Genomic DNA, 8,386 nt, shown 5'->3' with positions numbered 1-8,386 from the left:
CAAGCCAGCTCCCACAGGTACTGCACAGGCCTTGCGGGCGGTGCAATACCTGTGGGAGCTGGCTTGCCGGCGATAGGGCCGGTACAGGAATGACACCTATGAAAAAGGCGCCCGTCAGGCGCCTTCTTCTAGTTGCGGTATCACTCAGCCAATGGCTTTGGACGCCAGCCAGAACAGGCCGGCCGCCAGGCCCATCGATGTCGGCAGGGTCAGTACCCAGGCCAGCAGGATGGTCTTCACGGTGCCGCCTTGCAAGCCGCTCTTGTTGGCGACCATGGTGCCGGCCACACCGGACGACAGCACGTGGGTGGTCGATACCGGCAGGGCGAAGATGTTGGCCATGCCGATGGCGCAAGCCGCGGTGATCTGCGCGGACATGCCCTGGGCATAGGTCATGCCCTGCTTGCCGATCTTCTCGCCAACGGTCAGTACCACGCGCTTCCAGCCGACCATGGTACCCAGGCCCAGGGCCAGGGCGACGGCCACGATCACCCAGAACGGGGCATACTCGGTGGTGGCGGTCAGGTCTTTGCGCAGTTTTTCCAGGTCGGCCTTTTCACGGGCTTCCAGGCCTGGCAGCTTGCCAACCTTCTTCGCCGTGTCGTCCAGGCACAGCAGGTAACGGCGCACTTCGACACGCTTGTCGGCACTCAGGCTGTGGTAGTCGGTCACGCCCTGCAGCGAGGACTGCAGCGCGGCAATGGTCGGCTCGGTCTGCTGTGGGTTGCAGCTGAACTGCTCTGGCAGGTCGCTGGCCTTGGCCTTGCCCAGCGCCAGGAACTCGCCCAGGGTGGCGGCGTTGCGCTGGTAGAACTGGCTCATGTGCAGTGTGGCGTCGCGGGTACGCTCGATCTGGTAGGTGGTGCTGTTCAGGTCGAGGACGAACTTGGCCGGGACGATGCCGATCAGTACCAGCATGATCAGGCCGATACCTTTCTGGCCGTCGTTGGAGCCGTGCACGAAGCTTACGCCCATGGCCGAAACCACCAGTACCAGGCGGTTCCAGAACGGCGGGTGCTTCTTGTCGTCGAGCTTGCGGCGTTGCTCGGGGGTCTTGTGCATCTTCGACAGCGGGCGCCACCACTTCAGGCCGATCAGTACCAGTGCGGCAACGGCGAAGCCGGCCATCGGCGAGACCACCAGCGACATGGCGATGTCGATCGCCTTCTGCCAGTTGACACCGTCGCCCAGCGGGATGTCGTTGATCAGGGCATTGGCCAGGCCGACGCCGAGAATGGAGCCGATCAGCGTGTGCGAGCTGGAGGCGGGGATACCGAAGTACCAGGTGCCCAGGTTCCAGGTGATGGCCGCAGCCAGCAGCGAGAAGACCATGGCCAGGCCGTGTCCGGTGTTCACGTTGATCAGCAGCTCTACCGGCAGCAGGTGCACGATGGCATAGGCCACCCCGACACCGCCGAGCAGAACGCCAAGGAAGTTGAACACGCCGGAAAAGAACACGGCGAGGTGCGGCGGCATGGCTTTGGTATAGATGACGGTAGCTACCGCGTTGGCGGTGTCATGAAAGCCATTGATGAACTCGAAGGCGAGCACGAAGGTCAAGGCGAGCAGCAGGCTCACCAACACCCAGGCATCCAGTCCGCTGAATAATTCGATCATGAAGGTTGTCTGGCGGTCTTAGGGGGGCGGGATTATGCCAGAAAACCTTGGCAATCGATGCATCTGCGACAGACCGACGGCAATCTTCCTTTCGGGAGCGTTATGTGCACGGCGCGACGTCGAGGCAGGGAAATGTCCGCTAAAACGCGCGAAACCTGGCGAAAACCGGCAAAAAATTAAGCAAAAAACCGCTTCGCTTCTTTTCAAACGGTCGTATGAAATTTGTGTAATTCCATTTCACCTTCGGCCAGACAGTAAAGATCGACCGCGCCCGGGCTGGCCGGGCGACGACGCGCTGGCGTGGTCCCGGGGTCAGGGAGTGTCGCTGCGCAGTTCCTTTTCCATACGTTCCAGTTCCTGGCTGAAGGCCTGGTCGCGCACGCTCGCGCGCTTGCGCCATGGTTTGCGTTCCGGATCCGGTTGTGCGGCGTAAGTGGTGACTTCGCCACCGTAAACATCCTTGTAACGTTCAGCCTGGCGCTCGAGTTCCGCGCGCAGTTCATCTTTCGTCACAGTAGTACCTGAATTAAGTTTGATGACTGTTGTTCTACGTGTGCAGCGTGCACATGCCTTGCTGGCCGCAACGGCTTGATACAGCGGAAGGTCCCATTACCACGGCATCGTCGAGGCCTGCGCAATCGATTATAGCAACCGATATTTCGCCGAACATCGTTATTTACCCAGCCCTGACATCACCAGACGCAAGTAAGGGAATGCATCCGACAACAGTTTGGGCCTTTCGTACAAGTTTGAAAGGCAAGACGGACAAAAGTTCGTTGCAGTGCAGCAGCGGGACCGTCTACGGGAGAGTAAAGAAAAACGGCCTCGCCAAAAGGCGAGGCCGTTGCCTGGGGACTTCTACGGTGGGTACCTGACCAGTCTCTCCAAAGAAGCCACAAGTGGCATGAGAAAGGTATAAGTAAAAGTGTCAGCGGTCAATTGCGATTATCGGCCGTTTGTTCGATAATCGCACGAGTGGGCGTTTTTTTCGAGGTGTGCGATGAGTGACGAAACCCTGGCCAACGATTCCGTCAGTCCAGAGTCGGGCAACCCGGAGCAGGGGCGATCTGCCTCGGCAGCCCTGGCACCGCCGATCGTGGCTTCCCCGGCAAAGCGCATCCAGGCCTTTACCGGCGACCCGGACTTCATGACCTCCCTGGCGCGAGGCCTGGCAGTAATCCAGGCCTTTCAGGAACGCAAGCGTCACCTGACCATCGCCCAGATCAGCCACCGCACCGAAATCCCTCGTGCGGCGGTACGCCGTTGCCTGCACACATTGATCAAGCTGGGTTACGCCACCACCGACGGGCGCACCTATTCGCTGTTGCCCAAAGTGCTGACGCTGGGGCATGCATACCTGTCCTCGACGCCGCTGGCGATTTCTGCCCAGCCATACCTGGACCGCATCAGCGATCAGCTGCACGAGGCGGCCAACATGGCCACGCTCGAAGGTGACGACATTCTTTATATAGCCCGTTCGGCCACCGTGGAGCGGCTGATTTCGGTCGACCTGTCGGTGGGCGGGCGCCTGCCGGCCTATTGCACGTCGATGGGGCGCATTTTGTTGGCGGCCATGGACGACACCAGCCTGCGTGAATACCTGGAACGTGCCGACCTGAAGGCGCGTACCAGTCGTACCTTGCATGACCCCGAGTCACTGTTCGCCTGTATCCAGCAGGTGCGCGCCCAGGGCTGGTGCGTGGTGGACCAGGAGCTGGAGCAAGGGCTGCGTTCGATTGCGGTGCCGGTGTATGACGCCTCGGGGCAGGTGTTGGCGGCATTGAACGTGAGTACCCATGTCGGGCGGGTGACGCGCAGTGAACTGGAGCAACGGTTCTTGCCGATCCTGCTGGCGGCAAGCCGGGACCTTTGCCATCAGTTGTTTGGTTGAGCCTGCAGGGGGCCGCAAAGCGCCCCCTTTCAAATCTGGAACAGGCAAAACCCTTTCCTGTGCGATAAACGCACAGTGTCGTTCGCTGTCAATTGCGCCACCACCGCCCGCTGATTAATGTCTCTCGCAACGGTTGGCTGTGCCGACCGAACAAGAAAAGCATAATAAGAGGCACTTACATGAATACTGTCCCCTCGCTGCAGCGGCCGCACCCGCGCGCAGTACCGTTATATCCAGGCTGACGCCGGCCGCATTCCCTCAAACTACTGTCCTCTGTACCGGTTTAACGCGTGCAGTGGCCTGGCTGTGCCCCTCATTCCGGATAACAATAATGAACCAAGCGCAAACCAACGTCGGCAAAAGCCTCGACGTCCAGTCGTTCATCAATCAGCAGCCGCTGTCTCGCTACCAATGGCGGGTGGTGTTGTTGTGCTTCCTGATCGTCTTCCTCGATGGCCTCGATACTGCGGCCATGGGCTTCATAGCCCCGGCCCTGTCACAGGATTGGGGAATTGACCGCGCCAGCCTCGGCCCGGTCATGAGTGCCGCATTGATCGGCATGGTTTTCGGCGCCCTCGGCTCCGGCCCGCTGGCGGACCGTTTTGGCCGCAAGGGCGTACTGGTGGGCGCTGTGTTGGTATTTGGCGGCTTCAGCCTTGCCTCGGCCTATGCCACCAACGTCGAGCAGTTGCTGGTGTTGCGCTTCCTGACCGGCCTGGGCCTTGGCGCAGGCATGCCCAACGCCACCACGCTGCTGTCTGAGTACACCCCCGAACGCCTCAAGTCGCTGCTGGTGACCAGCATGTTCTGCGGCTTCAACCTGGGCATGGCCGGTGGGGGCTTCATTTCCGCCAAGATGATCCCGGCCTACGGCTGGCACAGCCTGCTGGTGATCGGTGGCGTGCTGCCGTTGCTGCTTGCGCTGGTGCTGATGGTATGGCTGCCGGAGTCGGCGCGGTTCCTGGTGGTGCGCAATCGGGGCACCGACAAGGTGCGCAAGACCTTGTCCCCCATCGCACCGCAGGTGGTGGCCGAGGCGGGCAGCTTCAGCGTGCCGGAGCAGAAGGCGGTGGCCGCGCGCAACGTGTTTGCGCTGATCTTCTCCGGTACCTACGGCATGGGCACCATGCTGTTGTGGCTGACCTACTTCATGGGCCTGGTGATCGTCTATCTGCTGACCAGCTGGCTGCCAACCTTGATGCGCGACAGTGGCGCGAGCATGGAGCAGGCGGCCTTCATCGGCGCACTGTTCCAGTTCGGTGGCGTGCTGAGTGCCGTCGGCGTGGGCTGGGCCATGGACCGCTTCAATCCGCACAAGGTGATCGGCATTTTCTATCTGCTGGCCGGGGTGTTCGCCTACGCCGTGGGGCAGAGCCTGGGCAACATCACCGTATTGGCCACGCTGGTGCTGGTTGCCGGCATGTGCGTGAACGGCGCCCAGTCGGCGATGCCTTCGCTGGCGGCGCGCTTCTATCCGACACAGGGCCGCGCCACAGGGGTATCGTGGATGCTGGGTATCGGCCGTTTCGGCGCGATTCTCGGGGCCTGGAGTGGTGCCACGCTGCTGGGGCTGGGCTGGAACTTCGAACAGGTGCTGACGGCGTTGCTGGTGCCGGCAGGGCTGGCGACCGTGGGTGTGATCGTGAAAGGGCTGGTGAGCCACGCTGACGCGACCTGAGGCCCGAGGGCCGCTTTGCGGCCCTTCGCAGCACAAGGCTGCTCCTACACAGGCGATGCCACCCCCTGTAGGACCAGCCTTGTGCTGCGAAGAATTCGACACGGTAGAGAATGAGTAGCAGGACAACAAATGGTTCGATAATCGCACAAATAGTCGATTATCGGATTGTAAGCCACCCAAGAGTCTCCTTAATCTGAGCTCACCGAAGCACCCTGACCAGGAGTCTCCAAATGGCTGCAATTCTCTCGCTTCACGAAGCCGTGAAGCAGTTCATCCAGGATGGCGATACCGTCGCCCTCGAAGGTTTCACCCACCTGATCCCGACTGCCGCCGGCCACGAGATCATCCGTCAGGGCAAGCGCGACCTGACCCTGGTGCGCATGACCCCGGACCTGATCTACGACCAGCTGATCGGCGCCGGTTGCGCCAGCAAGCTGATCTTCTCCTGGGGTGGTAACCCGGGTGTCGGTTCGCTGCACCGCCTGCGTGATGCCGTCGAGAAGCAGTGGCCACACGCCATCGAAATCGAAGAGCACAGCCACGCCGACCTGGCCAACGCCTATGTCGCCGGTGCTTCTGGCCTGCCGTTCGCCGTGCTGCGTGCTTACGCCGGCTCCGACCTGCCGAAGGTCAACCCCTTGATCAAGAGCATCACCTGCCCGTTCACCGGTGAAGTGCTGGCAGCCGTGCCGTCGGTGCGCCCGGACGTGACCGTGATTCACGCGCAAAAGGCTGACCGCAAAGGCAACGTGTTGCTGTGGGGCATCCTCGGCGTGCAGAAGGAAGCCGCCCTGGCCGCCAAGCGCTGCATCGTCACCGTCGAGGAAATCGTCGACGACCTGCAGGCCCCGATGAACGCCTGCGTACTGCCGACCTGGGCCCTGAGCGCGGTATGCCTGGTACCTGGCGGTGCGCACCCGTCCTATGCCCATGGCTACTACGAGCGTGACAACCGCTTCTACCAGGCCTGGGACCCGATCGCGCGCAGCCGCGAATCGTTCACCGCCTGGATTGACACCTACATCCGTGGCACTGCCGATTTCAACGAATTCAAGGCCAAGCTGGCCAGCACTGCGGAGGCCGCACAATGAGCTACTCCACTTCCGAAATGATGACCGTCGCCGCAGCCCGTCGCCTGCGTAACGGTGCTGTGTGCTTCGTCGGCATCGGCCTGCCTTCCAAGGCCGCCAACCTGGCGCGCCTGACCTCGTCGCCAGACGTGGTGCTGATTTACGAGTCCGGTCCGATCGGCGCCAAGCCAAGCGTACTGCCGCTGTCGATCGGCGACGGCGAGCTGGCCGAAACCGCTGACACCGTGGTGCCGACCGGCGAGATCTTCCGCTACTGGCTGCAAGGTGGGCGCATCGACGTCGGCTTCCTCGGCGCCGCCCAGGTCGACCGCTTCGGCAACATCAACACGACTGTGGTCGGTGACTACCACGCCCCGAAAACCCGCCTGCCGGGTGCCGGTGGCGCACCGGAAATCGCCGGTTCCGCCAAACAGGTGCTGATCATCCTCAAGCAGTCGCCGCGTGCCTTCGTCGACAAGCTGGACTTCATCACCTCGGTTGGCCACGGTGAAGGCGGCGACTCGCGCAAACGCCTTGGCCTGCCAGGCGACGGCCCGGTCGGTATCATCACCGACCTGTGCATCATGGAGCCGGAGGCTGGTACCCACGAATTCGTCGTTACTGCCATCCACCCGGGCGTGACCCGCGAGCAGATCATCGCCGCCACTGGCTGGGCGATCCGCTTTGCCGACGATGTGCAGACCACTGCCGAACCGACCGAAGTCGAGCTGTCCGCCCTGCGAGACCTCGAAGCCCGTACCGCCGCGGCCCACGGCCAGGTGGCAGGAGAAGCCTGATGCGCGACGTATTCATCTGTGACGCCATTCGCACCCCGATCGGCCGCTTCGGCGGTGCCCTGGCCGGCGTGCGGGCCGACGACCTGGCCGCCGTGCCGCTGAAGGCGCTGATCGAGCGCAACCCGAGCGTGCAGTGGGATCAGGTTGACGAAGTATTCTTCGGCTGCGCCAACCAGGCTGGTGAAGACAACCGCAATGTGGCACGCATGGCGCTGCTGCTGGCCGGCCTGCCGGAAAGCATTCCGGGCGTTACCCTGAACCGCCTCTGCGCGTCGGGCATGGATGCCATCGGTACCGCCTTCCGCGCCATTGCCAGCGGCGAAATGGAGCTGGCGATTGCCGGCGGCGTCGAGTCGATGTCGCGTGCCCCGTTCGTCATGGGCAAGGCCGAAAGTGGCTATTCGCGCAACATGAAGCTCGAAGACACCACCATCGGCTGGCGTTTCATCAACCCCCTGATGAAGAGCCAGTACGGTGTGGACTCCATGCCGGAAACCGCGGACAACGTGGCCGACGATTACCAGGTTTCGCGTGCTGACCAGGACGCCTTCGCCCTGCGCAGCCAGCAGAAGGCAGCTGCCGCCCAGACCGCCGGTTTCTTCGCCGAAGAGATCGTGCCGGTGCGTATCGCGCACAAGAAGGGCGAGACCATCGTCGAGCGTGACGAGCACCTGCGCCCGGAAACCACACTGGAAGCGCTGACCAAGCTCAAGCCGGTCAACGGCCCGGACAAGACCGTCACCGCCGGCAACGCCTCGGGTGTGAATGACGGTGCTGCGGCGTTGATCCTGGCCTCGGCCGAGGCGGTGAAGAAACACGGCCTGACCCCACGTGCCCGGATACTGGGCATGGCCAGCGCCGGTGTTGCACCGCGGGTGATGGGCATTGGCCCGGTGCCGGCAGTGCGCAAGCTGACCGAGCGCCTGGGCATCGCGGTGAATGATTTCGATGTGATCGAGCTCAACGAAGCCTTTGCCAGCCAAGGTCTGGCGGTGCTGCGTGAGCTGGGTGTGGCCGACGATGCACCGCAGGTGAACCCCAACGGAGGTGCTATCGCCCTGGGCCACCCGCTGGGCATGAGCGGTGCGCGCCTGGTGCTGACTGCGCTTCACCAACTGGAAAAGAGCGGTGGGCGTAAAGGCCTGGCGACCATGTGTGTGGGCGTAGGCCAAGGTTTGGCGCTGGCCATCGAGCGGGTTTGACCTGTACCGGCCTCTTCGCGGGTAAACCCGCTCCCACAGGGAACCACGCATCCCCTGTGGGAGCGGGTTTACCCGCGAAGAGGCCGGCACATGCGACTCAAGGCCAATTGCCAGCCAGATAGCGGAACGAG

General features: G+C 62.6%; 7 protein-coding genes. 5 read left to right on the top strand and 2 right to left on the bottom strand.

Translation table 11 applies throughout. From position 1 onward, the window contains the following. Positions 1 to 144: 144 nt before the first annotated feature. Positions 145 to 1,617: an inorganic phosphate transporter gene (locus tag IRZ77_RS14335; RefSeq protein WP_196173723.1), complete on the bottom strand. Its 1,473-nt coding sequence runs from the start codon at positions 1,615 to 1,617 to the stop codon at positions 145 to 147. A gap of 312 nt (positions 1,618 to 1,929) precedes the next feature. Further along, positions 1,930 to 2,130 (bottom strand): hypothetical protein, encoded by a 201-nt coding sequence (locus IRZ77_RS14330; protein WP_003259583.1) that lies wholly within the window; start codon positions 2,128 to 2,130, stop codon positions 1,930 to 1,932. Positions 2,131 to 2,617: 487 nt separating this feature from the next. Between IRZ77_RS14330 and pcaR the strand changes: the two genes are divergently transcribed. The 5 genes from pcaR (at position 2,618) to pcaF (ending at position 8,255) form a co-directional block, all read left to right on the top strand. Further along, complete coding sequence (pcaR, locus tag IRZ77_RS14325) at positions 2,618 to 3,508, top strand: pca regulon transcriptional regulator PcaR (protein WP_230386299.1); 891 nt, start codon at positions 2,618 to 2,620, stop codon at positions 3,506 to 3,508. Positions 3,509 to 3,839: 331 nt separating this feature from the next. Continuing rightward, positions 3,840 to 5,186 (top strand): MFS transporter, encoded by a 1,347-nt coding sequence (locus IRZ77_RS14320; RefSeq protein ID WP_046617221.1) that lies wholly within the window; start codon positions 3,840 to 3,842, stop codon positions 5,184 to 5,186. A 230-nt stretch (positions 5,187 to 5,416) separates the two neighbouring features. Then, positions 5,417 to 6,277, top strand: a complete 861-nt coding sequence (locus tag IRZ77_RS14315) for a CoA transferase subunit A (protein ID WP_196173721.1) — start codon at positions 5,417 to 5,419, stop codon at positions 6,275 to 6,277. Further along, on the top strand, positions 6,274 to 7,053 hold the full coding sequence (locus tag IRZ77_RS14310; protein WP_015271653.1) for a CoA-transferase subunit beta: 780 nt from the start codon (positions 6,274 to 6,276) through the stop codon (positions 7,051 to 7,053). Before IRZ77_RS14315 ends, IRZ77_RS14310 begins: the two co-directional genes overlap by 4 nt. Further along, positions 7,050 to 8,255, top strand: a complete 1,206-nt coding sequence (gene pcaF / locus IRZ77_RS14305; protein WP_178081827.1) for a 3-oxoadipyl-CoA thiolase — start codon at positions 7,050 to 7,052, stop codon at positions 8,253 to 8,255. Before IRZ77_RS14310 ends, pcaF begins: the two co-directional genes overlap by 4 nt. The last annotated feature ends 131 nt before the right edge of the window (positions 8,256 to 8,386 follow it).

The sequence above is a fragment of the Pseudomonas pudica genome (genome assembly GCF_015680405.1).
In the GTDB taxonomy this organism is placed as follows: Bacteria; Pseudomonadota; Gammaproteobacteria; order Pseudomonadales; family Pseudomonadaceae; genus Aquipseudomonas; species Aquipseudomonas pudica.
Note: the sequence above shows the minus strand (reverse complement) of the source record. Positions and strands in the feature narration are given on the sequence as shown.